Origin of the sequence: Streptomyces luomodiensis, assembly GCF_031679605.1 — a bacterium.
GTDB classification, from domain to species: Bacteria; Actinomycetota; Actinomycetes; order Streptomycetales; family Streptomycetaceae; genus Streptomyces; species Streptomyces luomodiensis.
Window position 1 is genome coordinate 6,946,842 of the sequence record NZ_CP117522.1, and the last position, 26,995, is coordinate 6,973,836.

Below are 26,995 nucleotides of genomic sequence, written 5' to 3' on the forward strand. Positions count from 1 at the left end.
CATGCCTAAGCCCGGAGAACTCACCTTCGTCGCGCCGCGCGGGGCCAAGAAGCCGCCGCGGCACCTCGCCGACCTCACGCCCGCCGAGCGCCGGGAGGCCGTCGCCGCCCTCGGGGAGAAGCCCTTCCGGGCCGGTCAGGTGTCGCGTCACTACTTCGCCCGCTACGCCGACGACCCCGCCCAGTGGACCGACATACCGGCGGCCGCGCGCGAGAAGCTGGCCGCCGGGCTGCTGCCGGAGCTGATGAGCGTGGTGCGGCACATCAGCTGTGACGACGACACCACCCGCAAGACCCTGTGGCGGCTCTTCGACGGCACGCTCGTGGAGTCCGTGCTGATGCGCTACCCGGACCGGGTGACCATGTGCATCAGCTCACAGGCCGGCTGTGGGATGAACTGCCCGTTCTGCGCCACCGGCCAGGCGGGTCTGGACCGCAACCTGTCCACCGCCGAGATCGTGCACCAGATCGTGGACGGGATGCGGGCCCTGCGCGATGGTGAGATCCCCGGTGGGCCGGCCCGGCTGTCCAACATCGTCTTCATGGGCATGGGCGAGCCGCTGGCCAACTACAACCGCGTCGTCGGCGCCATCCGCCGGCTCACCGACCCCGAGCCCGACGGTCTCGGTCTTTCCCAGCGCGGCATCACCGTCTCCACCGTGGGCCTCGTCCCGGCGATGCTGCGGTTCGCCGACGAGGGGTTCAAGTGCCGGCTCGCGGTCTCGCTGCACGCGCCCGACGACGAGCTGCGCGACACCCTCGTCCCGGTCAACACCCGCTGGAAGGTGCGCGAAGTCCTGGACGCCGCGTGGGAGTACGCGGAGAAGTCCGGCCGCCGGGTCTCCGTCGAGTACGCGCTGATCAAGGACATCAACGACCAGGCGTGGCGTGCCGACCTGCTCGGCCGGCTGCTCAAGGGCCACCGGGTGCATGTCAACCTCATCCCGCTCAACCCGACGCCCGGCTCCAAGTGGACGGCGTCCCGGCCCGAGGACGAAAAGGCGTTCGTGGCCGCCCTGGAGGCCCACGGGGTGCCGGTGACCGTCCGGGACACCCGGGGACAGGAGATCGACGGGGCCTGCGGGCAGCTGGCGGCTGCGGAGCGCTGAGGACCGGCTGATACGGTGCCTGAGCATCATCGCGTCATGTGTTCGTCGCGGCGGTGAACCTTCGTACAAATGAACATTCCGACAGGGGAGCGCTGAAGAGCGCTGAGAGTGCGGCACGGCCGCAGACCCTCGGACCTGATCCGGGTCATACCGGCGTAGGGAGTCAGCATCACCATGAACAGCCAGTTTCGGCATGCCATCGCGGCCACCCTCCTCGGCTCACTCGCCCTGGGCACGCTCGTCGGCTGCGGCGAGGACTCCAAGAGCGGCTCGGACTCCAAGACGGTCACCCTGGTCACCCACGACTCGTTCGCGGCCTCCAAGGCGGTCCTCAAGGAGTTCACCGAGGAGACCGGCTACACGGTGCGGGTGCAGGCCGGGGGCGACGCGGGGGCCGCCGTCAACCAGGCGATCCTGTCCAAGGGCCACCCCCAGGGCGATGTGTTCTTCGGCGTGGACAACACCCTGCTCTCCCGCGCGCTCGACAACGACCTGTTCACCCCCTACTCGGCGAAGGGCCTGGACAAGGTCCCGGCCGCCCTCCAGCTCGACCGGGCCGAACACCGCGTCACCCCGGTCGACTTCGGCGACATCTGCGTCAACTACGACCGCGAGTACTTCGCCGACAAGAAGCTGGCACCGCCCCGGACGCTCGACGATCTGACCAAGCCCGCCTACAAGAACCTCCTCGTCACCGAGAACGCCGCCACCTCGTCCCCCGGTCTCGGCTTCCTTCTTGCCACGGCCGCCACGTACGGCGACGACGGCTGGCAGGGCTACTGGAAGAAGCTGCGGGCCAACGGCGTCGAGGTGGTCGACGGCTGGGAGCAGGCGTACTACGACCGGTTCTCCGGCTCGGCCGGCGGCGGCAAGGGCGACCGGCCGCTCGTCGTCTCCTACGCCTCGAGCCCGCCCGCCGAGGTGGCCGACGCCAAGACCAAGCCCGCCAAGGCCCCCACCGGGGTGGCGACGGGCACCTGCTTCCGGCAGGTGGAATTCGCCGGGCTGCTGAACGGCGCGGGCAACACCAAGGGCGGCAAGGCGCTGCTGGACTTCCTGCTGAGCAAGCGGTTCCAGGAGGACGTCCCCCTGAACATGTACGTCAACCCGGCGCGCGAGGACGCCAAGCTGCCGGATCTGTTCACCCGGTACGGGGCCACGATCGCCGACTCGGCCACCCTGGCGCCGCAGAAGATCGCCAAGAACCGTGAGCAGTGGGTCAAGACATGGTCCTCGCTGGTCCTGTAGAGCCCCGCGAGAACCGTAAGAAGGCCGTCGGCCTCCGTAAGACAGGTGAGGCCGACGGCCGCGGCCGTCGCGCGACCGCCCTCCGGCTCGTCCTGATGGCGGTGCCGCTCGCCTTCTTCGCGGTCTTCTTCGCCTATCCCGTGGCCGCCATCGTCACCCGGGGGCTGCGCGTCGGCGGGCGATGGCGGTTCGGCCGGATCGCCGAGGTGATGACCGATCCGGCGACGCTGGACGTCCTGTGGTTCACCTGCTGGCAGGCGGTGGCCTCGACCGCCTTGACGCTCGCGGTCGCGCTCCCGGGCGCCTATGTCTTCGCCCGCCTCGACTTCCCCGGCAAGGGACTGCTGCGGGCCGTGGTGACCGTGCCGTTCGTCCTGCCGACCGTCGTCGCCGGATCGGCCTTCCTGGCCCTGCTCGGCCGGGGCGGGCTGCTGGACGAGCTGTGGGGCGTACGGCTGGACACCTCCGTCTGGGCGATCCTCCTGGCCCATGTCTTCTTCAACTACGCGGTGGTCGTACGGACCGTCGGCGGGCTGTGGGCCCAGCTCGACCCGCGCCAGGAGGAGGCCGCGCGGGTGCTCGGCGCGGGCCGGCTGTCGGCCTGGCGCCGGGTGACGCTGCCCGCGCTGGCTCCCGCCGTGGCCGCCGCCGCGCTGATGGTGCTCCTGTTCACCTTCACCTCCTTCGGCGTGATCCAGATCCTCGGCGGCCCCCGCTACGCCACCCTGGAGGTGGCGATCTACCGGCAGACCGCGCAGCTGCTCGACCTCCCCACGGCGGCGGTGCTCACCCTCGTGCAGTTCGCCGCGGTCGCGGTCGTCCTGGCCCTGCACGCGTGGACCGTAAGGCGGCGGGAGAGCGCCCTGCGGCTCGTCGACCCCGGCCGTACGGCGCGCCGCCCGAAGGGCCCGGCCCAGTGGGCGCTGCTGTGGGGGGTGCTGGCGGTGGTCGCGCTGCTGATCGTGGCACCGCTCGCGGTGCTGGTGGAGCGCTCGCTGAACGGGCCGGACGGCTACGGATTCACCTACTACGAGGCGCTGCGGTCGGCCGCCGACAGCGGGGGCACCTTCTTCGTGGCCCCCATGGAGGCCGTCGGGAACTCCCTGCGGTACGCGGCGGTCGCCACCGTCTTCGCCCTCGTCGTGGGCGGCCTCGCCGCCGCCGCGCTCACCCGCAGGGCGGGGCGGCTGGTGCGGGGCTTCGACGCGCTGCTGATGCTGCCGCTGGGCACCTCGGCCGTCACCGTGGGCTTCGGGTTCCTGATCGCCCTCGACGAGCCCCCGTTGGACCTGCGCGCCTCCTGGGTCCTGGTGCCGCTCGCCCAGGCCCTGGTGGGCGTGCCCTTCGTCGTGCGGACCATGCTGCCCGTGCTGCGGGCGGTGGACCACCGGCTCCGGGAGGCGGCCGCCGTGCTCGGGGCGTCTCCGTGGCGCGTCTGGCGGGAGGTGGATCTGCCGCTGGTCGGACGGGCCGTGGCGGTCGCGGCGGGCTTCGCGTTCGCGGTCTCCCTGGGCGAGTTCGGGGCCACCGTCTTCATCGCGCGCCCCGACCACCCGACCCTCCCGGTGGCCATCGCCCGCTTCCTGGGCCGGGCCGGACAGCTCACCTATGGGCAGGCGATGGCCCTGAGCACGATCCTGATGCTGGTCTGCGCCGGGTCGCTGCTGGCGCTCGAGCGCATCCGCACCGACCGTTCCGGAGAGTTCTGAATGACGCTGCTGCGACTGGACGAGGTGACCGTAAGGTTCGGTCGGCGCGACGCGCTGGACGCCGTCGACCTGGAGGTCGCCGAACACGAGACGGTCTGTGTGCTGGGTCCGAGCGGAAGCGGCAAGTCCACCATGCTGCGCGTGGTGGCCGGGCTCCAGCGAGCCGACGCCGGCCGGGTGTGGCTCGCCGGACGCGACCAGAGCGGGGTGCCCGTCCACCGGCGCGGAGTGGGGCTGATGTTCCAGGACCACCAGCTGTTCCCGCAGCGGGACGTGGGCGGCAACGTCGCCTTCGGGCTGCGGATGCGCAAGGTGGGCCGCGCGGAGGCGGACCGCAGGGTCGCCGAACTGCTGGAGCTGGTGGGGCTGCCGGGCGCGCAGCGCCGCCCCGTCGACTCGCTCTCCGGCGGTGAGCAGCAGCGGGTGGCGCTCGCCCGCGCGCTGGCCCCGCGGCCCAAGGTGCTGATGCTGGACGAGCCGCTGGGCCAGCTCGACCGGGGGTTGCGGGAGCGGCTGGTCGTCGAGCTGCGCGAGCTCTTCGAACGACTGGGCACCACCGTCCTCGCGGTCACCCACGACCAGGGGGAGGCGTTCGCGCTCGCGGACCGGGTCGTGGTGATGGAAAACGGCCGGATCGCCCAGACCGGCAGCCCCCTGGAGGTGTGGCAGCGGCCCGCCACCGAGTTCGTCGCCCGCTTCCTCGGCTTCGACAATGTGGTGGAGGCGGTCGTGCGCGGCGAGACCGCCGAGACCCGCTGGGGCGAGCTGCCCGTTCCGCCCGGCTCCCGGCCGGGCCCCGGCAGGCTGCTGGTCCGCCCGGCCGGGGTGCGGCTGACGGACCCCGGGGAGGGGCTGGTGTGCACCGTGGCGGCGCGCACCTTCCGCGGCGACCATGTGGCGCTCGTCCTGCGGCCCTCGGACCCGGCCGCGCCGCGTCTGGAGGCGTCCTGCCCCCTGAGGGACGCCCCGGAGGCGGGGACCCGGGTCGGGGCGGCCTTCGACCCGGCGGAGGTCGTGGTCCTGGATCCCGCGCCCTGACGCCGGGGCTCGGGACGCCGGGGCGGCCCAGCCGGCCGGGTCCCTGGCACCGGGATCCGTGACGCCGGGGCTTCTGTTGCCGGGGTCCGCGGCGCCGCGACTTCGCCTGCCGTGACTTGCGACGCCGGAACTTCTGCCTGCCGGGCTCCTGCGCCCAGGGCTGCTGACGTCGGCTCAGTCCAGCATCGAGACGAGCGCATCGGGGGCCTCGTCCACCGAGTCCACCAGCGCGATACGGGCCTTCATGGACCGTCCCTCGGCGAGCGCTTCGAGCAGCGGCCAGGTCGGCAGCCGCCGGGTCCAGTGGTCCCGGTCCACCAGCACCATCGGGGTCGGCTCACCGCGCGACTCGTAGTAGTTCGGCGTCGCGTTGTCGAAGATCTCCTGGACGGTGCCGGCGGCACCCGGCAGGAAGACCACGCCCGCGGTCGAACGGGCCAGCAGCCCGTCCTCGCGGGTGGCGTTGGCGAAGTACTTGGCGATGTGGGAGGCGAACGCGCTCGGCGGCTCGTGCCCGTAGAACCAGGTGGGGATGCCGACCGACGCCCCGCCGTCCGGCCAGCGCTCGCGCACCTCGAAGGCCGCCTCGGCCCACGCCCCGATGGACGGCCGGAAGGAGGGCGTCTTGCCGAGCAGTTCGAGCGCCTCGTCCAGCATCGCGTCCTCGTGCGGCGCCGCGTAGGCGCCCAGGTTCGCGGCCTCCATCGCGCCCGGCCCGCCGCCCGTCGCGACCGTGAGACCGGTCCGCGCCAGGGCCCGCCCGAGGCGTGCGGCGCCCGCGTACCCGCTGGTGCCGCGCTCCAGCGCGTGGCCGCCCATGACGCCCACCACCCGTGTCCCGACGAGGAGTTCGTCGAGCGCGTCGGAGATCGCGTCGTCGTGGATGGAGCGCAGCATCGAGGCGAAGATGTCGCCGTCCGTCTTGGTCCGCTGGAACCAGGCGTAGGCGAGCGCGTCCGGCGTCCGTGCGTAACCGCGTTCCGCGAGACCCTCGAAGAGTTCCGCGGGCGAGTAGAGGGAGCCGCGGTACGGATCGAACGGCAGATTCGGTACCGGCGGGAACACCAGCGCACCTCCGGCCCGCACCTTCGCCGCCGCCTTGGATTCCATCGGGCAGCCGAGGAAGACCGCTTCGCTGGTGTCGGTGGAGAGGAGCGCGGCCGTACGACCCGTCAGGTCCACGGACTGGACCCGGAACCCGGCCAGGGTGCCGCGGGCGACGACCTGGTCGAACTCCTCGATGGACTCTATTTCCCGGTCTGGTTCCTGCACGCCGACATGCTAATCACACCGGAGGTGGGGGGGCTGTGGATGGGGGGAATCGTGACCGGGCCGCCTGGCCGCACAATCCAGGTGTGAACACCCGAGACCCTCAGCGGTGGAACGGCATCGCCGTCAGCTGCGCCACCACCCACACCAGCGGCGCCAGGAGCGCCAGCAGCGCCGTCGCGCGCAGCGCGGCCGCCCCGCGGAGCAGCCGGGCCGGGGCGCCGAGGCGCAGCAGGGCGGCTGTCGTCCGCTCGCGTGCGCTCTTCGCCTCCAGGGCCGCCGTCAGGGCCGTGGCCGCTGCGCACAGCGTGACCAGGGCCGCGCCCAGACCGGTGAGCGGGCCGAAGGCATGGGCGCCGGACGGCCCGGAGACCCTTCCGTACAGCTCCAGGACGGTGTACGCGGCGGAGGCCAGGGCGCACAGCACGCCGACCGGACGTCCGATCAGCCCGGCCTCCTGCTGGAGCACGCGCCCGGCCAGCAGCCGCAGCAGGCCCGGCCGCCCGACGGCCAGCAGCATGCCGCACAGATGGGTCAGACCGGGGCCGGCCAGCACCAGTCCGAGCGCCGCCAGCGCCCAGCCGCCCACCACACCGGGCGGGTTGCCGCCGAGCTTGCCGGGCACGGCGAGCAGGGCGTCGGGGTGTGGGGGCGCGTCGCCGCTCGCGTACGCCTGGAGGGCGAGTCCGGCCGCGGTCAGCGCGATGCCCCAGGGAAGGCCGGAGGTGGCCTGGTGGGGCTGCGGCGCGACCGGCCCCGTCACGACGGTGGGCCGGGCCGGGGCCGCCGGGCGGCGGGTGCCGCGCGGTCCGCGGGCCGGCCGGTGCCCGGTCCGCGGCGGCCGGGGCCACAGCCCGGCCGCACACACCGCGCCCACCAGCACGGGGACGACGGCGATCAGGGTGACCGTGCCGACCGGCGGCAGCGACCGCCCGCCGCCGAGCTGCCGGCTCGCCGCCCCGTTTCCGGCCCAGCCCAGCCAGGAGCCGCCGAGGTCGCCGCGCAGATGCAGAAAGGCCAGCAGCGCCAGCACACCGCCGAGTGCGCAGGCGGCCGCCATCGAGGCCGCCGCGAGCAGGGCCGAACGGGCCGGGCCGAGCCCGGCCGCGGTGAAACCGGGGCCCGGCCCGGTGCTGGGGTCGGCGCGGCCCACGGCGACGGCCAGATGGACGGTCGCGGCCAGCGGCACGACGCACCACAGCAGCCGCCCCACCGCGTCCCGCGAGTCGGCGGGATGGCCCGAGGCGAACCCCAGGGCGCACAGCAGCAGAAAGCTCGCACCCGCCGCCGCGACGGTGACCAGCGACCGGCGCAGCAGCACCGACGGGCGGGCACCGCGGGCTAGGCGGAGGCTGAGCACGCGGCCCTGCCTTCCGCCCCGGCGGGGTCCGGGTCCACCCGGCGGCCGTCGAGCAGGGCGACGGTGCGGTCGGCCAGGGTGGCCACCTCCGGCTCATGGGTCGCGAGGACGACGGTGACGCCCTGGGAGCGGGCGGCCGAGGTGAGGGCGCGCAGTACCTGGGCGCGGTCGGCCCGGTGCAGCGGTGCGGTGGGCTCGTCGGCGAAGAGCACACGGGGCCCGGCGGCCAGCGCACGGGCGATCGCCACCCGCTGGCGCTGTGACTGCAGCAGTGCGGCGGGCCGCACCCGGGCGCATTCGCCGACGTCGAGCCGGTCCAGCCACTCACAGGCGGCGCTCTTGGCGGCGCGCCGCCCGGTGCCGCGCAGCATCAGGGCGAGCGCGGCGTTCTCCCAGGCGGTGAGCTCGGGGACGAGCTGGGGTTCGGTGCCGATCCAGCCGAAGTGGTCACGCCGCAGCCGTTCGAGACCGAGCGGTGGGAGGGAGTACACGGGGACCTCGTCGAACCACACCTCCCCGCTGTCCGGGACGAGTTGGCCCGCCAGGCACCTGAGGAGGGTGGTCTTGCCGCAGCCGCGCGGACCGGTGACGGCGAGGATCTCACCCTCCCGGGCGCCGACGGAGACCCCGAAGAGGGCGGGCGAGCCTCCGTAGGCATACGACACGGTGCGTGCCGAGAGCACGTCGTCGTCCGGCGGAGCCACCATCCCGAGCACCTCGCCTTACCTGCGATCGTCTCCTTCCCCCGGTTGGGGGAACGAGCGCGGAGCCAATGGGTCACTGGCACGGTAAGGACTCGGGTGGGGGCCCGCGCCCAGGCTCGGCGCGGGCGGCCCCCATTTCCTCCGATCAGCCCTGATCGGGACCGGGACCGCCGGAGCGGCGGCCATCGGCGAGCCGGTCGAGGTGGGTGGGCGCGAACATCCGCAGCAGCGCGGGCAGCACCACCACCGACGGCCCGGGGGCCGCGAGCGCGTCGGCGAGATCCGCGCGCAGCCGCTCGGGTGTGGTGCGCACCGCCGGGACGCCGAAGGACTCGGCGAGCGCGACGAAGTCCGGGCGGGCCAGCTCGGTGGCGGTCGCCTCGCCGAACGCGTCCGTCATGTACTCGCGCAGGATGCCGTAGCCGCCGTCGTCCACGATCAGCCAGGTGACGGGCAGTCCGTACTGGCGGGCGGTGGCGAGTTCGGCGATCGAGTACATCGCGCCGCCGTCGCCCGACACGGCCAGCACCGGCCGGCCGCGGTCCGCTGCGGCGGCCCCGAGGGCGGCCGGGAAGCCGTAGCCGAGGCCGCCCGCGCCCTGTGCCGAGTGCAGGGCGCCCGTGCGTGGGTCGAAGGCGGACCAGGTCCAGTAGGCGAGGATCGTCATGTCCCAGAAGCTGGGGGAGTCATCCGGCAGGGCCTCCCGCACCGCGTCCAGCACCCGCCGTTCCAGCTCCAGGCCCTGCGCCTCGATCCGCTCCCGCACCCGGGCGAGCAGACCGGCCGCGGCCTCGGCCGCCGTGGACCGGGGGCGGGGCGTTACGGCCCCCACCAGGGCGGCCAGCGCCGCGCGGGCGTCGGCGTGGATGCCGAGCGCGGGGTGGTTGGACTCCAGCTTGCCGAGGTCGGCCTCGATCTGGACGAGGCGGCCGCGCGGGCGGAACGTGTGGTAGTTGGAGGAGAGTTCACCGAGCCCGGAGCCGATGACGAGCAGGACGTCGGCGTCCTCCAGGAACGCGGTGGTGTGCGCGTCCTCCAGCCAGGACTGGAGCGAGAGCGGATGGTCCCACGGGAAGGCGCCCTTGCCGCCGAAGGTCGTGGCCACCGGCGCGTCCAGTGCCTCGGCCAGCGCCAGCAGCTCCTGCCGCGCCCCGGCGCGCACCACGCCGCCCCCGGCCAGGATCACCGGACGCTCGGCGGCGCTCAGCAGCCTCGCGGCCTCCGCCGTCAGCTCGGGCCGGGGCGGCAGCGGACGGGGCGCGGCGTGCAGCGAGCTCACCGGCGGCACGGAGACCGGTGCGAGCAGCACGTCCTGCGGGATCTCCAGCCACACCGGTCCCGCGGGCGCCTCCAGCGCGGACGCCCAGGCGGCGGCGAGCGCGGAGGGGATCTGGGAGGCCGTACGGACCGGGTGGACGGATTTGACGATGTCGCGGAACGACGCCTTCTGGTCGGTGAGTTCATGGAGGTACCCCTTGCGCCCGCCGCCGAGCCCGGCGGTCGGCACCTGGCTGCCGATGGCCAGGACGGGCGCGGACGCCGCCGCCGACTCCTGGAGCGCGGCGAGCGTCATCAGCGCCCCCGGCCCGGTGGACACCAGCAGCGGTGCGACCGATCCGGTGACGCGTGCGAAGGCGTCGGCGGCGAACCCCGCGTTGTTCTCCATCCGCAGCCCCACATGGGCGAGCCCGGACCGCCGCAGCGCGTCGAACGCCCCCAGAGCGTGCTGTCCGGGCAGTCCGAACACGGTGCTCGCGCCGAGCGCGGTGAGGGACTCCACGACGAGATCGCCGCCGTGACGTGCGCGCTGTGCGGAGGGCGTGGGCATGCGGTGGTGCCTTTCTGACGGGGCTTCGATCGGTTGCTGGTGGGTCGTACCTGGTGGGCCGTGCGGAGGTGTGCGCAAGGGGGGTGCGAGGCGACGGGGCGTCAGGCGCCCGCGGTGGCCGGGCCGGCGGTCTCCGAGGCGGCGGCGGACGGCTCACCGGCGAGGCGGCGGCGCCACACGTCGAGGATCGCCGCGTCGGTGGGCTTCGTGGCGAGGCTGACCGCCACATACGCCACCAGCGAGGCCAGCAGCCCCCCGTAGATGGGCTCGTTGGCGAGGACGCCCTGCCACGCCATCAGCGCGACGACCGTAAGGCCGCCGACGGCGACCGAGGCCAGCGCGCCCGCGCCCGTGCCGCGCTTCCACAGCAGCCCGCCCAGGATCGGCATCAGCAACCCGCCGACCAGCACGTTGTAGGCGACGGTCAGCGCCTCGACGACGTCGTTGAGCGCGACGGAGATGCCGATCACGGCGAGGCCCATGACGAGGATGAAGACGCGGTTGCCGCCGACCTCGTCCTGGGAGGTGCCGTTCGTACGGAGCGTACGTCCGCGCAGCCGGGCCCAGATGTCGTTGTTCGCCACCGTCGCACAGGCGATGAGCGCACCCGAGGAGGTGGACATCACGGCCGACAGCGCGGCGGCCAGCACCAGCCCCTTCATCCCCACCGGGAGGGCGTCCTCGACGATGGTCGCGAACGCGTCGTCCGGGGCGCCCAGCTCGGGGTACAGCACCTTCGCCGCCGTGCCGATGACCGCGCCCGCGACCGCGTAGACCAGGCAGTACGTACCGGCCGCGGTGCCGCCGAGGCGGGCGACCCGGTCGTCGCGGGCGGTGAAGACCCGCTGCCAGATGTCCTGGCCGATCAGCATGCCGAAGGAGTAGATGAGCACATAGGTGAAGACGGTCCGGCCGCCGATGTCCATGGGGGAGAAATAGCCGTGGGGGAGTTCGGACCTCATCGCGGCGAAGCCGCCCGCCTTCACCACCGCGACCGGCAGCAGCAGGAGCAGCACGCCCACCGTCTTGACCACGAACTGCACCATGTCGGTGAGGGTGATCGACCACATGCCGCCGAGCGTCGAGTAACAGACCACGATCGCCCCGCCGAGCACGATGGCGACGACCCGGTCCAGGCCGAAGATCACATCGAAGATGGTGGCGTAGGCGATGGTCGAGGTGACGGCCAGCATCAGGGTGTAGGCCCACATCACGATGCCCGATATCAGCCCGGAGGAGCCGCCGTAGCGCAGATCCAGCATCTGGCTGACGGTGTAGACCTTGAGGCGGGCGATGCGCGCCGAGAAGAACACCGACAGCGCCAGCAGTCCGAGGCCGATGGTGAGGACCATCCAGGCGCCGGAGAGCCCGTACTGATAGCCGAGCCCGACACCGCCGATGGTGGACGCGCCGCCGAGCACGATCGCGGCCATCGTCCCGGAGTACATGACCGGCCCCAGCCGCCGGCCCGCGACCAGGAAGTCGCTGGTGGAACCGGTGCGGCGCATCCCCCACCAGCCGAGCGCGAGCATGCCCGCGAGATAGACGACGATCACGGTGTAGTCGACGGCGGTCATGGCGGTGCTCCTCGGTCCGGCGGGGGGCGGGTGGCGGCCGGGGGAACGCGGACGCGCGGGAAGACCCTAGGTGTCGCCGGAGCGCCCGGGAAGGGCACGTTCCCCCCACTCCCATGAACGACCGCGTCCCCGGGGAGCATGCGGGCGCGCGGGCGTCAGAGCTTGGTCCACGCCTCCGTCAGCACCGTCCGCAGCACCTGCTCGATCTCGTCGAAGAGCGCCTGGTCGGCGGTGAGCGGCGGGGCCAGCTGGACGACCGGGTCGCCGCGGTCGTCGGCCCGGCAGTACAGCCCGTTCTCGTACAGCGCCTTGGAGAGGAAGCCGTAGAGGACCCGCTCGGTCTCCTCCGCGTCGAAGGACTCCTTGGTGACCTTGTCCTTCACCAGCTCCACGCCGTAGAAGAAACCGTTCCCCCGGACATCGCCGACGATCGGCAGATCGTGCAGCCGCTCCAGGGTGGAGCGGAACGCGGCCTCGTGGTCCAGCACATGCTGGTTGAGCCCCTCGCGTTCGAAGATGTCGAGGTTGGCCAGGGCCACCGCGGCCGAGACCGGATGGCCGCCGAAGGTGTAGCCGTGCAGGAAGGTGTTGCTGCCCTGGTAGAAGGGTTCGGCGAGCCGGTCGGAGACGACGCACGCGCCGATCGGGGAGTAGCCGGAGGTCATCGCCTTGGCGCAGGTGATCATGTCCGGGACGTAGTCGAACTTGTCGCAGGCGAACATCGTGCCCAGCCGGCCGAAGGCGCAGATCACCTCGTCCGAGACGAGCAGCACGTCATGGCGGTCGCAGATCTCGCGGACCCGCTGGAAGTACCCGGGCGGCGGCGGGAAGCAGCCGCCCGCGTTCTGCACCGGCTCCAGGAAGACCGCGGCCACGGTGTCCGGGCCCTCGAAGAGGATCTGCTGTTCGATCTGGTCGGCGGCCCAGCGGCCGAACGCCTCGGGGTCGTCGCCGAAGACCGGAGCCCGGTAGATGTTGGTGTTGGGGACCTTGTGGGCGCCGGGGACCAGCGGTTCGAACGGGGCCTTGAGCCCCGGCAGTCCGGTGATCGACAGGGCTCCCTGGGGGGTGCCGTGGTAGGCCACGGCGCGGGATATCACCTTGTGCTTGGTGGGCTTGCCGGTGAGCTTGAAGTACTGCTTGGCCAGCTTCCAGGCGGTCTCGACGGCCTCGCCGCCGCCGGTGGTGAAGAAGACCTTGTTCAGGTCGCCGGGGGCGTAGCCGGCGAGCCGCTCGGCGAGTTCGACGGCCTTGGGGTGGGCGTAGCTCCACACCGGGAAGAAGGCGAGCTCCTGGGCCTGCTTGGAGGCCGTCTCCGCCAGCTCGACCCGTCCGTGGCCCGCGTTGACCACGAACAGGCCGGACAGGCCGTCGATGTACCGCTTGCCCTTGTCGTCGTAGATGTACGTGCCCTCCCCGCGCACGATCGTCGGCACGGGGGAGTTCTCGTACGACGACATGCGGGTGAAGTGCATCCACAGGTGGTCGTACGCCGTCGAGGAGAGGTCGGCGGAGCGGTCGGCAGAGAGATCGGCGGAGAGGTCGGCGCTCATGGCTATCTCGTTCCCCAGGTATAGGTCTGCTTCCGGAGCTTGAGGTAGACGAAGCTCTCGGTGGAGCGCACACCGGGCAGCGTGCGGATCCGCTTGTTGATCGTTTCGAGGAGGTGGTCGTCGTCCTCGCAGACGATCTCGATCAGGAGATCGAAGGAGCCCGCGGTGACGACCACGTACTCGACCTCGTCCATGGCGGTCAGCGCGTCCGCGACCGGGTCGAGATCGCCCTCGACGTTGATGCCGACCATCGCCTGCCGCCGGAACCCCACGGTCAGCGGGTCGGTGACGGCGACGATCTGCATCACGCCCTGGTCGAGCAGCTTCTGCACGCGCTGCCGCACGGCCGCCTCGGAGAGCCCCACGGCCTTTCCGATGGCGGCGTACGGCCGTCGACCGTCCTCCTGGAGCTGCTCGATGATCGCCAGGGATACGGAGTCGAGGGACGGCGTGCCGTTCTTGTCAGGTGTGGCCACGACCCTCACTGTGCACGAGCCTCGCCCGTGTCGCAAGCCTTCATTGATGAATTTCGTCGTCTTGGGATCGCTAAAACACTGATTCCGTCGTTCTGGTGTGGCGGGTATGTCGAAAGCGCAGCCTCGGCGACTACTGTGGGTGTCTCACCCATCGGACAGCTGACAGGAGGGGTGGCACGTGACCACCGAACTGCGTCGTCTGCGCAACTACATCGACGGAGAGTTCCGGGACGCCGCGGACGGGCGGACCACGGAGGTGGTCAACCCGGCCACGGGCGAGCCCTACGCCACCGCGCCGCTCTCGGGCGCGGCGGACGTCGACGCGGCGATGGCCGCCGCGGCGGCCGCCTTCCCGGTCTGGCGCGACCTGGTGCCCGGCGAGCGGCAGAAGGCGCTGCTCAAGATCGCCGACGCCTTCGAGGCGCGGGCGGAGGAGCTGATCGCCACCGAGTCCGAGAACACCGGCAAGCCGCTCGGTCTCACGCGGGACGAGGAGATCCCGCCGATGATCGACCAGATCCGCTTCTTCGCGGGCGCGGCCCGGATGCTGGAGGGCCGCTCGGCCGGCGAGTACATGGAGGGGCTCACCTCGATCATCCGACGTGAGCCGGTCGGGGTGTGCGCCCAGGTCGCGCCGTGGAACTACCCGATGATGATGGCCGTATGGAAGTTCGCCCCCGCGCTGGCGGCGGGCAATACGGTCGTCATCAAGCCCTCGGACACCACGCCCGCCTCCACCGTGCTGATCGCCGAGATCATCGGCGGAGTGCTGGCGGAGCTGGGCCATCCGCAGGGCGTGTTCAACGTGATCTGCGGTGACCGCGAGACCGGGCGCCTGATGGTCGAGCACCCCGTGCCCGCCATGGCGTCCATCACCGGTTCGGTGCGGGCCGGCAAGCAGGTCGCGGAGAGCGCCTCGAAGGACGTCAAGCGGGTGCATCTGGAGCTCGGCGGCAAGGCGCCCGTCGTGGTCTTCGAGGACACCGACATCCCCAAGGCGGTCGAGGACATCTCGGTCGCGGGCTTCTTCAACGCGGGCCAGGACTGTACGGCCGCCACCCGGGTGCTGGTCCACGAGGCGATCCACGACGAGTTCGTCAGCGCGCTGGCCAAGGCCGCCGCCGAGACCAAGACCGGCGCGCCCGACGACGAGGACGTGCTGTACGGCCCGCTGAACAACGCCAACCAGCTGGCCCAGGTCTCCGGCTTCATCGACCGGCTCCCCGCGCACGCCAAGGTCGAGGCGGGCGGCCACCGGGTCGGCGACAGGGGCTTCTTCTACGCGCCCACCGTGGTCTCCGGGCTCAAGCAGGACGACGAGATCATCCAGCACGAGGTCTTCGGCCCGGTCATCACCGTGCAGTCCTTCTCGGACGAGGAGCAGGCGGTCTCCTACGCCAACGGCGTGGAGTACGCGCTGGCGTCGTCGGTGTGGACCAAGGACCACGCCCGCGCGATGCGGATGTCCAAGGCGCTGGACTTCGGCTGCGTCTGGATCAACACCCACATCCCGCTGGTCGCCGAGATGCCGCACGGCGGCTTCAAGAAGTCCGGCTACGGAAAGGATCTTTCGGCGTACGGCTTCGAGGACTACACCCGCATCAAGCACGTCATGACATCGCTGGGCTGATTCCCGCGGCCGCACCCGGTCCGTCGCCCGGTCTGGCGCCCGGTGCGTGTCACTGGGGCATGGCAGGGTCACCTGTCATGCCCCAGTGGGGGAGTCCGGGCTCCCCGGTGCACGGCGTGCGGTGGCACGACGCTGGGCGGGGGCGCGCGGTCAGCCGCTGAGCAGAAGGGCCGCCAGGGCGCCGACCCGGTTGGTGGTGATGGCGTCGACGCCCGCCCCCAGCAGCCGGGACATCGACCGCCGGGTGTCGGCGGTCCAGGCGGAGACCAGCAGCCCGTCGGCGTGATGGCCGGCGACCAGCTCCCGGGAGACCAGCCCGAAGCGGTAGTTGAGCCACCGGGGGCGCAGCGCGGCCAGCAGGGTCGGACGCGGCGGGGCGAGCGTGGTCCAGGTCAGCGCGATCTCGGCGTCCGGGTCCGCGCGGCGCACGGCGTGCAGGGCCGCCAGGGCGCCGCAGTAGTACACCCGGTCGCCCGCCCCGCTCTCCCGGACCTGGGCGACGGCGGCGGGCGCGGCCGAGGCGTCCGGCAGGTCGATCAGCAGCCGGGCCGAGCCGGCGCACGCGAGGGCCTCGCGCAGGGTCGGGACGCCGCCTCCGGTCAGCTGCCGCACCTCGTCGGCGGTCAGCCCGGACAGCGGCCGGTCCTGGCCCCACAGCCGCTTCAGCGTGGCGTCGTGCAGCAACACGGGGACGCCGTCCCGGGTCAGCCGTACGTCGATCTCGACCGCGCCGGCGCCCGCGCTCAGCGCGGAGCGGATCGAGGGCAGGGTGTTCTCCCGGCACACATACGGGTCGCCGCGGTGGCCGACCGGGACGCACCCCGCCCCCGCCGCCCTCATCGGCCGGCGACCGCCGTGTAGGCGTCGATCTCCGCCGTGAGCCGCGCCTTGCCCTCGGCGTCCAGGAAGGACGCCTCGACGGCGTTCTTCGCGAGGGCCGCGACGCCCGCCGCGTCCAGGCCGAGCAGCCGGGCCGCGACCCCGTACTCGGTGTTGAGGTCGGTGCCGAACATCGGCGGGTCGTCGCTGTTGATCGTGACGAGCACGCCGGCCTCGACCATCTGCTTCAGGGGGTGCTCATCGAGGGTGGCGACGGCGCGCGTGGCGATGTTGGAGGTCGGGCAGACCTCCAACGGAATGCGGTGCTCCGCGAGATGGGCGAGCAGCTTGGGGTCCTGCACGGCGCTGGTGCCGTGGCCGATACGCTCCGCCCGCAGCTCGGTGAGGGCGTCCCAGATCGTCTGCGGCCCGGTGGTCTCGCCCGCGTGCGGCACGCTGCGCAGCCCGGCGGCGATGGCCCGGTCGAAGTACGGCTTGAACTGGGGGCGCGGCACCCCGATCTCCGGGCCGCCGAGGCCGAAGCCGACCAGGCCCTCGGGGCGCAGCTCACAGGCGATGCGGGTGGTCTCCTCGGCGGCCTCCAGGCCGGCCTCACCGGGGATGTCGAAGCACCAGCGCAGCACGGTGCCGAACTCCGCCTCGGCGGCCTTACGGGCGTCCTCGATCGCCTCGACGAAGGCGGTGTCCGGGATGCCGCGCCGGGTCGAGCTGTAGGGGGTGACGGTCAGCTCGGCGTAGCGGATGTTCTGCCGGGCCATGTCGCGGGCGATCTCGTAGGTCAGCAGCCGGACGTCATCGGCGTCGCGGATCAGGTCCACCACGGAGAGGTAGATCTCCACGAAGTGCGCGAAGTCCCGGAAGACGAAGTAGTCGACCAGGGCCTCGGGATCGGTGGGCACCTTGGAGTCGGGGTGGCGGGCGGCCAGCTCGGCCACGATGCGCGGGGACGCGGACCCCACATGGTGCACATGCAGCTCCGCCTTGGGCAGTCCGGCGATGAAGGTGGTGAGATCGGCCAACGAAACCTCCGTAAGACGGCCGCCGACGGCGGGTTCCGGTCATCGTATTGGGTGGCGCCGACGGGCCGGCCACAGGCCGTAGCATGGGCGGACGTCTTTGTGGGGGAGCTCCATGGCCGACCAGCACGACCCGTCCGAGCCGCAGGATGAGCCGCGGCGACCCGGGCAGCCGAAGCCCGAGCCGCGGGACCGCGATCCCTGGGCTCCGCCGGCGCAGCGGGTCGCGCAGGACGGACCGGACAACGGCACGAGGGGCGGACAAGGCGGACAAGGCGAACAGGGCCGACCGGCTCCCCGGCCCGCGGTGGCCGAGCAGCCGACGCTCACCTCCCACCCCGCCATGCCGAGGCCGATGCCTGCGCCGCCCCCGCCCCCGGCGAGCCCCGTACGGCCGTCGGGCTCCGTGCCCCCGCCGAGCGCGGTGCCCCCGCCGCCGCCCGCGCCGACCGGCCCCGGCACCCCGAGCGCCTACCCGTCCGGGCCGTACGGACCGGCGGGCCACGGCCAGCCCGGATACGGGCAGAACGGATACGGCCAGGCCGGGTACGGGCAGAACGGTTACGGGCAGCAGGCGCCCGCGTCCTACCAGCAGGCCCCGTACGGCGCGGCGGCCGGCCATCCCGGCTACGGCTACCCGGGCACCGCCTACCCCGGTTCCGGTTATCCCGGTGCCGCCTACCCCGCCGGGGCGTACGGCCAGGGCTGGCCCGGTGGCACCTATGTGCCGAACAACGGCCATGGCACGGCCGCCCTGGTGCTCGGCATCATCGGCCTGATCCTCTTCGCGAGCGTCGCCTTCGGCATCATCCTCGGTGTGCTCGCGATCATCTTCGGGCTGCTCGGCCGTGCCAAGGCGGCCAGGGGCGAGGCGAACAACGGCGGTTCGGCGCTCGCCGGGGTGATCCTCGGAGTGGTCGCCGTGGTGGCGAGCGTCGCCATGCTCTTCGTCTATGTCGCCGTCTCGGACGACGACTCGGACAACGGTGACGATCCGGGCTATGCCAAGGCCCCGGCCGCGGTGGTGCTCCCGCTCGCCGATATCAGCCGCTGACGCGCCTCCATCAGCGCGAAGCCCAGCAGATTGAGCCCGCGCCAGCGGGCGGGATCCGCCGCCCGCTCGTCGTCCGCCGCGAGTCCGATGCCCCACACCCGGTCCACCGGGCTCGCCTCCACCAGCACCCGCGATCCCGTGTCGAGCAGATAGGCGCGCAGCTCGGGGTGGTGGCCGAACTTGTGCACATTGCCCTCGACCACGAGATCGAAGCGACGGCGCCGCCACGTCTCCTCGTCGAAGCCGCGCACCGCGCGGCCCGCGTCCTTGGCCTGCTTGGGGTGGGAGGCGCCGAGCGCTCGCCGCTCGGCCTCCGCGTCGCCGAACAGCCGCGCCTTGCCCGCCATCATCCAGTGCTCGGCCGTCGCATAGGTGATCCCGTCCACGGTGAACGGCGAGGGCCACCACTGGCTGAAACACCCCGAACCCACGCTTCCGTCCGGCCGGGGCCGATGGCCCCAGAACCAGAGGTACTTGACGCGCTCACCACGCGCCGTCCGCTCGACCAGCTCCTCGACCGACCGGGGACCCCCGTCCGCCGCAACCGATTCCGCCGCCCCGTTCGTCTCCATGCCCGGGATTCTCGCATCCGCCACCGACAGCGCCGCCGACCTGGGCAATTGAGCTGCCCAGGGATAAGTCGTGCTCATAACATTGCCCGGACGTTCATCAGGAGGGGAGACCGACGATGTCCAGCAGCACGCCCGGTCCGCAGCAGGGACCGTACGACGCCGAAGCCAATCCTTACGCCACGCCCACGCCGCCGGCCCAGCCACCGCAGTACCCGGCCCAGCCGCCGCAGTACCCCGGGGCCGGCTACCCCGCCGCGCCGCCCGTCTACCCCGGGGCAGCCGGAACGCCGATGCACATGAACAACGGCATGGGCACGGCCGCGCTGGTCTGCGGCATCGTCGGCCTGGTCTGCGGGATCACCTACTTCCTGTGGGTCTTCGCGATCATCCTCGGCATCCTGGCGATCATCTTCGGCGCCGTCGGCAAGGGGAAGGTCGGCAGGGGGGAGGCGAACAACGGAGGCTCGGCGACCGCCGGTCTGGTCTGCGGAATCATCGGCATGGTGCTCCCGGCGATCTACCTCGCGGCGCTGGACGCCGCCCTCGACTCCATCTTCTAGTCCGAGAGTCCGAGTTCGCCGTCCGAGCTTCCCGTCCGCGCTTCCCATCCGGGTTCTGATCACTGAATCCGTCGCGAAACCAAAAAGCAACAACGGAATCCCTTGTTGAAGCGAAGGCTCTCTGTCAGGATCGGCCTTCGATTCCGGTTGGAGCTACGCCGCCCGCCCTGGGCGGACCGGCGGAGGAGAGCACGCGATGGATCAGCGGTTCGATGTGACGGAGCGGTTCGCCGAGGGCGCGCAGTACATCGCGGGCCGGCTGTGCCAGGGCGGCTCCGAGAACACGTACCAGGTCGTGGATCCGGCCACCGGCGAGCGGGTGTTCGACTACCGGCTCGCCGGTCCGGCCGATGTCGACGCCGCTGTGGCCGCCGCCGAGGCGGCCTTTCCCGTATGGGCGGGCGCCACGCCCGGCGAGCGGTCCGACGCCCTGCACCGCTTCGCCGCGGCGCTCACCGCGCGGGCCGACGACCTCGCCCATGCCGAGTCGTCGCAGTGCGGCAAACCCATCAAGCTCAGCACCGAGTTCGATGTGCCCGGCACCATCGACAACACCGCCTTCTTCGCGGGCGCTGCCCGCCACGTGGAAGGCAAGGCCGCGGCCGAGTACAGCGGCGACCACACCTCGTACGTCCGCCGCGAACCCATTGGGGTCATCGGTTCCATCGCGCCCTGGAACTACCCCCTCCAGATGGCCGCCTGGAAGGTCCTCCCGGCCATCGCCGCGGGCAACACCATCGTGCTGAAGCCCGCCGAACTGACGCCCCTGACCTCGCTGATGTTCGCTCAGGCGGCCACCGAGGCGGGCCTCCCGGACGGTGTGGTCAACGTGGTGAGCGGCACCGGCCCCGAGGCGGGCGAGCACCTGGTCTCCCACCCCGCCGTGGCGATGACCTCCTTCACCGGATCGACGGCGGTCGGCAAACGCGTCGCCGCCCTCGCCGCCTCCACCGTCAAGCGCATCCATCTCGAACTCGGCGGCAAGGCACCCTTCGTCGTCTTCGACGACGCCGACCTGGAGGCCGCCGCGCACGGCGCCGTCGCGGGCGCGCTGATCAACACCGGACAGGACTGCACCGCGGCCACCCGCGCGTATGTGCAGCGCCCGCTGTACGAGGCGTTCATCGCCGCGGTCGCCGATCTCATGGCGTCCGTACGGCTCGGCGACCCGTTCGACCCGCACACCGACCTCGGCCCGCTGGTCTCCCACGCCGGGCGCGACCGCGTGGCGGGCTTCGTGGACCGGGCCCGCGGCTACGCCACTATCGTCACCGGCGGTGCCGCCCCGGGCGGCGCACTCGCCAAGGGCGCGTACTACCGGCCCACGCTCATCACCGGCGCGCCCCAGGACAGCGAGATCGTCCAGTCCGAGATCTTCGGCCCGGTCCTGGTCGTCCTCCCCTTCGACGGTGACGACGAGGGCATCGCACTCGCCAACGACACCCCTTACGGTCTCGCCGCCTCCGCCTGGAGCCGCGATGTCTACCGGACGGGCCGCGCCTCCCGGGAGATCCGGGCGGGCTGCGTCTGGATCAACGACCACATCCCGATCATCAGCGAGATGCCGCACGGCGGGATGCGGGCCTCCGGCTTCGGCAAGGACATGTCGGTGTACTCCTTCGAGGAGTACACGCAGGTCAAGCATGTGATGGTCGACAACACCGCGGTGGTCCGCAAGGACTGGCACCGCACGGTCTTCGGGGACCGGCGGACCTGACGGCGGGGGCCGGCGGACCTGAACGCGCGGCCCGCCCCTCCGTGGCCTCGGCCGGCCGCCACCGGCCAACACCCTCGAAAGGCACAGCCCATGGATGCACGGCACGAGCCCGAGAGCCTGTCCCCACCTCAGACGGCCGCGATACGGCGCTCCTTGACCAGCGGCCGTATGGCGGTCACCCGCCGCTCCCTGCTGCGCGCGGGAGGCGCCGGGGCGATCGCCGTCGGCGGGCTCGGGACGCTCAGCGGCTGCGGAATCCCGCCCGCCGGGCGTACCGAGGCGGACAACTCCGCCGATGACCACTCCGCAGAGGAGAAGAAGGTCGTCTTCTCCAACTGGACCGAGTACATGGACGTCGGCAAGGGCAACCGCCACCCGACCCTGGATGAGTTCCAGCGCCGCACCGGCATCACGGTGAAGTACACCGAGGACATCAACGACAACGTCGAGTTCTTCGGCAAGATCAAGCCGCAGCTCGCCGCGGGTCAGGACACCGGCCGCGACCTGATGTGCGTCACCGACTGGCTGGCCGCGCGGATGATCCGGCTCGGCTGGATACAGCCCCTGGACGCCGCCCAGCTGCCCCATGCCTACACCAACCTGGCGAAACCTTTTCGCGCCCCGGACTGGGACCCGGGCCGCGTCCACTCCTACCCGTGGACCGGTATCCCCGCCGTCATCGCGTACAACAAGAAGGCCACCGGCGGCCGTAAGGTCACCTCCGTCTCTCAACTGCTGGACGACCCGAAGCTCAAGGGCCGGGTCGGATTGCTGACCGAGATGCGCGACACCGTCGGGCTGACCCTCCTGGACATGGGCAAGCGCCCCGAGACGGTCACCGCCGACGAGTACGACGCCGCGATCGCCCGCCTCCAGAAGGCCGCCGACCGGGGCCAGGTCCGCCGCTTCACCGGCAACGACTACACCGGCGACCTCACCAAGGGGGATCTCGCCGCCTGTATGGCCTGGGCCGGGGATCTGATCCAGCTCCAGGCGGACAACCCCGAGATCGCGTTCGCCATCCCCGACGCCGGCTATATGACGGCCACGGACAACCTCCTGATCCCGGCCAAGGCGCGCCACAAGAGGAACGCCGAACGGCTCATCGACTACTTCTACGAGCCCGAGGTCGCCGCGAAGATCGCCGCCTACATCAACTACGTCTGCCCGGTCGACGGGGTACGCGACGAACTCGCGAAGATCGACAAGGCGCTGGCGGACAATCCGCTGATCCTCCCGGACGACGAGATGGCCGCCAAGTCCCATGCCTTCCGCTCACTGTCGAGCACGGAAGAGGCGGCATTCGAGGACAAGTTCGCCAAGCTCACCGGCGCCTGACAAGCGAGGAAGCGCACCCCATGACCCAGCCCAGCTCCGGCGGCGACGTCCGGCTCGACCGGATCAGCAAGACCTACGGGTCCTTCACCGCCGTCCACCCGCTCGATCTGCACATACCCGCCGGCTCCTTCTTCGCCCTGCTCGGCGCCTCCGGCTGCGGCAAGACCACCACCCTGCGCATGATCGCGGGCCTGGAGGAACCCACCACCGGCACGGTCCGCCTCGCCGGTAAGGACGTCACCGGCCTCCCGCCCTACAAGCGGCCGGTCAACACGGTCTTCCAGAGCTACGCCCTCTTCCCGCACCTCGACATCTACGAGAACGTCGCCTTCGGACTGCGCCGGCGCGGCATCACATCGGTGCGGAAGCAGGTCGGCGAGATGCTGGAACTGGTCCAGCTCGGTGACTTCGCCCGCCGCAGACCGCAGCAGCTCTCCGGCGGCCAGCAGCAGCGCGTCGCCCTCGCCCGCGCGCTGATCAACCACCCCCAGGTGCTGCTGCTCGACGAGCCGCTGGGCGCGCTCGACCTCAAGCTGCGCCGTCAGATGCAGCTGGAGCTCAAGCGCATCCAGACCGAGGTCGGCATCACCTTCATCCATGTCACCCACGACCAGGAGGAGGCCATGACCATGGCCGACACGGTCGCGGTGATGAACGGCGGCCGGGTCGAACAGCGGGGCGCCCCCGCCGAGCTCTACGAGAACCCCGGCACCACCTTCGTCGCCAACTTCCTGGGCACCTCCAACCTCATCGAGGCCGAGGTCACCGACAAAAGCGGCGGTGACCTCGTCCTCACCGCCCCCGGCGGCAGGCTCTCGCTGCCCGCCGACCGATGTAGCGCCCCCGTCCGCACGGGCGGGAAGCTGCTGGTGGGGGTGCGTCCCGAGAAGATCACCCTCACCCACGCCGAGGACGCCGACACCGTTCCCGAGGGGCGCAACCGGCTCACCGGCCGGATCGCCGACGCCAGCTTCATCGGCGTCTCCACCCAATACGCCGTCACCACCCCCGGCTGCCCCGAACTCGCCGTCTACGAGCAGAACATCGAGCGCGACGCCCGCCTCGTACCCGGAGCCGAGGTCGTCCTGCACTGGAACCCCGCCCACACCTTCGGCCTCGACGCGGCGCAGAACATCGACGCGGGTACGGAGCGGGACGAGGAGGCCCCATGAGCGTGTCCCGGCGCGCCGCGCGGACGCCCCTCCGCGAGAACGCCGTCCGCAAGCGGCTGGTGCCGTACTGGCTGCTGCTCCCCGGCATCCTCTGGCTGCTGGTCTTCTTCGCCGCGCCGCTGGTCTACCAGGCGTCGACCTCCGTCCAGACCGGCTCACTCGAAGAGGGCTTCAAGGTCACCTGGCACTTCTCGACCTACTGGGACGCGCTGAGCGCGTACTACCCGCAGTTCCTGCGCTCGGTGCTGTACGCCGCCACCGCCACCGTGCTGTGCCTGCTGCTCGGCTATCCGCTCGCGTATCTCATCGCCTTCCGGGCGGGCCGCTGGCGCAATCTGCTGATGATCCTGGTCATCGCGCCGTTCTTCACCAGCTTCCTCATCCGCACCCTCGCCTGGAAGACGATCCTGTCCGACGGCGGCCCGGTGGTGGGCGCGCTCGGCTCGCTGCACGTCCTGGACGTCACCGCGCACCTCGGGATCACCGAGGGACAGCGGGTGCTGGCCACACCGCTCGCGGTGGTCTGCGGACTGACGTACAACTTCCTGCCCTTCATGATCCTGCCGCTCTACACCTCCCTGGAGCGCATCGACGGCCGGCTGCACGAGGCCGCCGGGGACCTCTACGCGCGGCCGGTCACCACCTTCCGGAAGGTGACCTTCCCACTGTCCATGCCGGGGGTCGTGGCGGGCACGCTGCTCACCTTCATCCCGGCCGCGGGCGACTACATCAACGCCGAACTGCTGGGCTCCACCGACCAGAAGATGATCGGCAACGTCGTCCAGTCGCAGTTCCTGCGGGTACTGGACTATCCGACGGCCGCGGCGCTGTCCTTCATCCTCATGGCGGCGATCCTCGCGATGGTCACCGTCTACATCCGCACGTCCGGGACGGAGGACCTGGTGTGATGGCCCTGACGCGCTGGATACGACGGAACCTGGTGGTCCTCGCGGGACTCGGCACCCTCGCGTATCTGCTCCTGCCCAACGTCGTCGTCCTGGTCTTCTCCTTCAACAAGCCCAACGGCCGCTTCAACTACGCCTGGCAGCGGTTCTCCACCGACGCCTGGACCCATCCGTGCGGCGTCGCCGACCTGTGCGGCTCGCTCTCCCTGAGCCTGAAGATCGCGGTGTGGGCGACGATCGGCGCGACCGTGCTCGGCACGATGATCGCCTTCGCGCTGGCCCGCTACCGCTTCCGGGCCCGCCCCGCCGTCAACAGCCTGATCTTCCTGCCGATGGCGATGCCCGAGGTCGTCATGGCCGCCTCGCTGGCCACCCTCTTCCTCAACATGGGCGTGGGCTTCGGCTTCTGGACGATCCTCATCGCCCACATCATGTTCTGCCTGAGCTTCGTGGTGACGGCCGTCAAGGCGCGGGTGATGTCCATGGACCCCCGGCTGGAACAGGCCGCCCAGGACCTCTACGCCTCCCCGGCGCAGACCTTTGCGCGCGTCACCCTGCCGATCGCCGCGCCCGGTATCGCCGCGGGCGCGCTGCTGTCCTTCGCGCTCTCCTTCGACGACTTCATCATCACCAACTTCAACGCCGGCTCGACCGTGACCTTCCCCATGTTCGTCTGGGGATCCGCACAGCGCGGTACGCCCGTACAGATCAATGTGATCGGCACGGCGATGTTCGCGGTCGCGGTGGTGTGCGTCCTCGTCGGCCAACTGGTCGGCGCCCGCCGCAAGAGGAGCTGAGAACAGGAGCTGAGAACCATGGCCCCGGACGCCATGACCCGCTCGTCCGGGGGCGCCGACGCCCCCGTCCCGTCCCGTTCGTTCCCTCTGAAGGCCCTGGCCGACGCCGCGTACCGGCCGTACTGGCTGGACGACCCCGGCAGGCCCCGTCCCCGCCCCGCCCTCGTCGGGGACGAGCACTGCGATCTGCTCGTCGTCGGCGGCGGCTACAGCGGACTGTGGACCGCCCTGATCGCCAAGGAGCGCGACCACGGCCGCGAGGTGGTGCTGGTCGAGGGCCAGGAGATCGGCTGGGCCGCCTCCGGACGCAACGGCGGCTTCTGCGCCGCCTCCCTCACCCACGGCCTCGGCAACGGCGCCGCCCGCTGGCCGGAGGAGCTGGCCGAACTCGAACGGCTCGGCCATCGCAACCTCGACGCCATCGAGTCCGCCGTCGACCGCTACGGCATCGACTGCGACTTCGAACGCACCGGCGAGATCGATGTGGCCACCGCACCTCACCAGGTGGCGGAGTTGCGCGAGACCGCCGCACAGGCCGCCGCCCTCGGCGTCGAGCCGCCCGAGTTCCTCGACCGCGACGCGGTGCGCGCCGAGGTCGACTCGCCCACCTTCCTGGCCGGGCTCTGGGACCGCCGGGGCGTGGCCATGCTGCACCCCGCCCGACTGGCCTGGGGCCTGGCGCGGGCCTGCGCCGGAATGGGCGTACGGATCTACGAACACACCCCGGCCGAACGGCTGGCGAGCACCGGGGCGGCGATGGCCGTCCGCACCCCTTACGGCCGGGTCCGCGCCCGCCAGGTGGCGCTCGCCACCAACGCCTTCCCCTCCCTGGTGCGCCGCGTCCGCCCCTACATCGCCCCCGTCTACGACCATGCGCTGATGACCGAACCGCTCACCGCGGAACAACTCGACGCGATCGGCTGGCGGCGACGACAGGGGCTCAGCGACACCGCCAACCACTTCCACTACTTCCGGCTCACCGCCGACCGGCGCATCCTGTGGGGCGGCTATGACATCGTCTACCGCTACGGCGGACGGGTCCGCACCGAATACGACCACCACCCCGCCACCTACCGCACCCTCGCCCAGCACTTCTTCCGCTGCTTCCCCCAGCTGGAGGGCGTGCGCTTCAGCCACGCCTGGGGCGGCGCCATCGACACCTGCTCACGCTTCTCCGCGTTCTTCGGCGGCGCTCACGGGGGGCGAGTGGCGTATGCCCTCGGTTATACGGGCCTGGGTGTCGGGGCGACCCGCTTCGGCGCCGAGGTGATGCTCGATCTGCTCGCCGGGGAGCGCACCGAGCGCACCCGCCTGGAGATGGTGCGCAGCAAGCCGCTGCCCTTCCCGCCGGAGCCGGTGCGATGGGCGGGCATCGGGATCACCCAGTGGTCGATGACACGGGCCGACGAGAACGGCGGACGCCGCAATCTGTGGCTGAAGGCCATGGACAAGGTGGGGCTGGGCTTCGACAGCTGAGGTGCTGAGGTGCGGGCACGGACGGGGTGAGGCGCGGGCGATCTGAAG

At 71.7% G+C, this 26,995-nt stretch carries 23 protein-coding genes and 1 riboswitch; of the genes, 13 read left to right on the forward strand and 10 right to left on the reverse strand.

Annotated elements, in window-relative coordinates:
• Nucleotide 1 precedes the first annotated feature (1 nt).
• The 4 genes from rlmN to PS467_RS29450 all read left to right on the forward strand — a co-directional run bounded on the left by rlmN (nucleotide 2) and on the right by PS467_RS29450 (nucleotide 5,103).
• A complete protein-coding gene (rlmN, locus tag PS467_RS29435) occupies nucleotides 2-1,108 on the forward strand; it encodes a dual-specificity RNA methyltransferase RlmN (protein ID WP_268974682.1) in 1,107 nt (368 codons plus the stop codon).
• Between the two features lie 73 nt (nucleotides 1,109-1,181).
• A riboswitch (TPP riboswitch) is annotated at nucleotides 1,182-1,287 on the forward strand.
• Entirely contained in the window at nucleotides 1,283-2,356 is a 1,074-nt protein-coding gene (locus tag PS467_RS29440) for a thiamine ABC transporter substrate-binding protein (protein ID WP_311037747.1), read from the forward strand. (Overlaps the previous riboswitch by 5 nt.)
• Before the next feature lie 95 nt (nucleotides 2,357-2,451).
• Nucleotides 2,452-4,065: an ABC transporter permease gene (locus PS467_RS29445; protein ID WP_311039993.1), complete on the forward strand. Its 1,614-nt coding sequence runs from the start codon at nucleotides 2,452-2,454 to the stop codon at nucleotides 4,063-4,065.
• Nucleotides 4,066-5,103 (forward strand): ABC transporter ATP-binding protein, encoded by a 1,038-nt coding sequence (locus PS467_RS29450; protein ID WP_311037748.1) that lies wholly within the window; start codon nucleotides 4,066-4,068, stop codon nucleotides 5,101-5,103.
• Between the two features lie 174 nt (nucleotides 5,104-5,277).
• Here PS467_RS29450 and PS467_RS29455 read toward each other — a convergent pair whose 3' ends face one another.
• The 7 genes from PS467_RS29455 to PS467_RS29485 all read right to left on the reverse strand — a co-directional run bounded on the left by PS467_RS29455 (nucleotide 5,278) and on the right by PS467_RS29485 (nucleotide 13,870).
• The gene (locus PS467_RS29455; protein WP_311037749.1) at nucleotides 5,278-6,375 is read right to left on the reverse strand and encodes an LOG family protein; all 1,098 of its coding nucleotides are present in this window, start codon (nucleotides 6,373-6,375) and stop codon (nucleotides 5,278-5,280) included.
• A gap of 100 nt (nucleotides 6,376-6,475) precedes the next feature.
• Entirely contained in the window at nucleotides 6,476-7,732 is a 1,257-nt protein-coding gene (locus PS467_RS29460) for a hypothetical protein (RefSeq protein ID WP_311037750.1), read from the reverse strand.
• The gene (locus PS467_RS29465) at nucleotides 7,714-8,439 is read right to left on the reverse strand and encodes an ABC transporter ATP-binding protein (protein ID WP_311037751.1); all 726 of its coding nucleotides are present in this window, start codon (nucleotides 8,437-8,439) and stop codon (nucleotides 7,714-7,716) included. The genes PS467_RS29460 and PS467_RS29465 overlap by 19 nt, the downstream gene beginning before the upstream one ends.
• Nucleotides 8,440-8,581: 142 nt before the next feature.
• Entirely contained in the window at nucleotides 8,582-10,264 is a 1,683-nt protein-coding gene (locus PS467_RS29470; protein WP_311037752.1) for a thiamine pyrophosphate-binding protein, read from the reverse strand.
• 101 nt (nucleotides 10,265-10,365) lie between these two features.
• Nucleotides 10,366-11,841: a sodium:solute symporter family protein gene (locus PS467_RS29475; protein ID WP_311037753.1), complete on the reverse strand. Its 1,476-nt coding sequence runs from the start codon at nucleotides 11,839-11,841 to the stop codon at nucleotides 10,366-10,368.
• A gap of 155 nt (nucleotides 11,842-11,996) precedes the next feature.
• Nucleotides 11,997-13,394, reverse strand: coding sequence for an aspartate aminotransferase family protein (locus PS467_RS29480; protein ID WP_311037754.1), 1,398 nt, complete (start codon nucleotides 13,392-13,394; stop codon nucleotides 11,997-11,999).
• A gap of 2 nt (nucleotides 13,395-13,396) precedes the next feature.
• Nucleotides 13,397-13,870: an Lrp/AsnC family transcriptional regulator gene (locus PS467_RS29485; RefSeq protein WP_030834287.1), complete on the reverse strand. Its 474-nt coding sequence runs from the start codon at nucleotides 13,868-13,870 to the stop codon at nucleotides 13,397-13,399.
• 178 nt (nucleotides 13,871-14,048) lie between these two features.
• On the opposite strand from PS467_RS29485, the gene PS467_RS29490 reads away from it, so the two are divergent.
• A complete protein-coding gene (locus tag PS467_RS29490; RefSeq protein WP_268974691.1) occupies nucleotides 14,049-15,500 on the forward strand; it encodes a gamma-aminobutyraldehyde dehydrogenase in 1,452 nt (483 codons plus the stop codon).
• Nucleotides 15,501-15,650: 150 nt separating this feature from the next.
• Here PS467_RS29490 and PS467_RS29495 read toward each other — a convergent pair whose 3' ends face one another.
• Nucleotides 15,651-16,340 carry a glycerophosphodiester phosphodiesterase gene (locus PS467_RS29495; protein ID WP_311037755.1) on the reverse strand — a complete coding sequence of 230 codons (690 nt, stop codon included), beginning with the start codon at nucleotides 16,338-16,340 and terminating at the stop codon, nucleotides 15,651-15,653.
• A complete protein-coding gene (locus PS467_RS29500) occupies nucleotides 16,337-17,359 on the reverse strand; it encodes an adenosine deaminase (RefSeq protein ID WP_311037756.1) in 1,023 nt (340 codons plus the stop codon). The genes PS467_RS29495 and PS467_RS29500 overlap by 4 nt, the downstream gene beginning before the upstream one ends.
• A gap of 352 nt (nucleotides 17,360-17,711) precedes the next feature.
• Here PS467_RS29500 and PS467_RS29505 point away from each other — a divergent pair, with 352 nt between their 5' ends.
• Nucleotides 17,712-18,410, forward strand: a complete 699-nt coding sequence (locus PS467_RS29505; RefSeq protein ID WP_311037757.1) for a DUF4190 domain-containing protein — start codon at nucleotides 17,712-17,714, stop codon at nucleotides 18,408-18,410.
• Here the strand turns inward: PS467_RS29505 and ybiA are convergent.
• Nucleotides 18,356-18,982, reverse strand: coding sequence for a riboflavin biosynthesis intermediates N-glycosidase (ybiA, locus tag PS467_RS29510; RefSeq protein ID WP_311037758.1), 627 nt, complete (start codon nucleotides 18,980-18,982; stop codon nucleotides 18,356-18,358). The two genes, PS467_RS29505 and ybiA, sit on opposite strands and share 55 nt — an antisense overlap.
• 116 nt (nucleotides 18,983-19,098) lie before the next feature.
• Between ybiA and PS467_RS29515 the strand changes: the two genes are divergently transcribed.
• The 7 genes from PS467_RS29515 (at nucleotide 19,099) to PS467_RS29545 (ending at nucleotide 26,947) form a co-directional block, all read left to right on the forward strand.
• Nucleotides 19,099-19,542 carry a DUF4190 domain-containing protein gene (locus tag PS467_RS29515; RefSeq protein WP_268974696.1) on the forward strand — a complete coding sequence of 148 codons (444 nt, stop codon included), beginning with the start codon at nucleotides 19,099-19,101 and terminating at the stop codon, nucleotides 19,540-19,542.
• A gap of 196 nt (nucleotides 19,543-19,738) precedes the next feature.
• Nucleotides 19,739-21,259 carry a gamma-aminobutyraldehyde dehydrogenase gene (locus tag PS467_RS29520; RefSeq protein ID WP_311037759.1) on the forward strand — a complete coding sequence of 507 codons (1,521 nt, stop codon included), beginning with the start codon at nucleotides 19,739-19,741 and terminating at the stop codon, nucleotides 21,257-21,259.
• A 90-nt stretch (nucleotides 21,260-21,349) separates the two neighbouring features.
• Complete coding sequence (locus PS467_RS29525; protein WP_311037760.1) at nucleotides 21,350-22,597, forward strand: polyamine ABC transporter substrate-binding protein; 1,248 nt, start codon at nucleotides 21,350-21,352, stop codon at nucleotides 22,595-22,597.
• Between the two features lie 20 nt (nucleotides 22,598-22,617).
• Nucleotides 22,618-23,769, forward strand: coding sequence for an ABC transporter ATP-binding protein (locus PS467_RS29530; RefSeq protein WP_311037761.1), 1,152 nt, complete (start codon nucleotides 22,618-22,620; stop codon nucleotides 23,767-23,769).
• Nucleotides 23,766-24,677, forward strand: coding sequence for an ABC transporter permease (locus tag PS467_RS29535; RefSeq protein WP_311037762.1), 912 nt, complete (start codon nucleotides 23,766-23,768; stop codon nucleotides 24,675-24,677). Before PS467_RS29530 ends, PS467_RS29535 begins: the two co-directional genes overlap by 4 nt.
• Entirely contained in the window at nucleotides 24,677-25,471 is a 795-nt protein-coding gene (locus PS467_RS29540; protein WP_311037763.1) for an ABC transporter permease, read from the forward strand. Before PS467_RS29535 ends, PS467_RS29540 begins: the two co-directional genes overlap by 1 nt.
• Nucleotides 25,472-25,489: 18 nt before the next feature.
• Nucleotides 25,490-26,947, forward strand: coding sequence for an NAD(P)/FAD-dependent oxidoreductase (locus PS467_RS29545; RefSeq protein ID WP_432280646.1), 1,458 nt, complete (start codon nucleotides 25,490-25,492; stop codon nucleotides 26,945-26,947).
• The last annotated feature ends 48 nt before the right edge of the window (nucleotides 26,948-26,995 follow it).